Source organism: Serratia sp. BW106 (assembly GCF_002607755.1).
Classification (GTDB): domain Bacteria; phylum Pseudomonadota; class Gammaproteobacteria; order Enterobacterales; family Enterobacteriaceae; genus Serratia; species Serratia proteamaculans.
Genome location: NZ_MCGS01000026.1, coordinates 3311 through 3783 on the forward strand (window position 1 = coordinate 3311; position 473 = coordinate 3783).

The 473-nt window shown below is 63.4% G+C and carries 1 protein-coding gene; it reads right to left on the reverse strand.

Annotated features, from left to right (window positions below):
- Positions 1-31: 31 nt before the first annotated feature.
- Complete coding sequence (locus BEI65_RS17680) at positions 32-355, reverse strand: MobC family plasmid mobilization relaxosome protein (protein ID WP_198404477.1); 324 nt, start codon at positions 353-355, stop codon at positions 32-34.
- Positions 356-473: the final 118 nt, after the last annotated feature.

Genomic DNA, 473 nt, shown 5'->3' on the forward strand with positions numbered 1-473 from the left:
GGCACCGCCGCCGCGCCCTCGCGGGTGAAACTTAACGATCATCGTCTGTCTCCTTTTCAAGCACGGCGTGCCGCAGCCGCTCGAGTCCGGCATCGATGGCCATCAGAGCGGCGACAACCTGCACGCGGTCGTGCCCGATGCCGCCACCGGCGTTAACCTGCCGGGCAATCTGGTTGAGATTGTTACCCATGCCGGCAAGCTGACGAAGCAGCGCCGGCGAGATCGACGGAAGTTTACCAACGCGGGCAGGCTTCTCGTCCAGGCACGTCTGTCGCATCCAGGCCGCGAGCTGCTTACCGTCGCAGCGCTCCAGCAGACGCCGGTGCTCATCCTCAGTAACCCACATCGTGAGCATTTTGCTGCGTTTATCAGCCAATCCTGCCTCCTGATAACGCCGGGACGGGCGGGAAATCTTTTCCCGGTCGGCGCGGCGTTGGACAAGCCGCAGGCGCGTCAGTGGCTTTTAGCGGGTT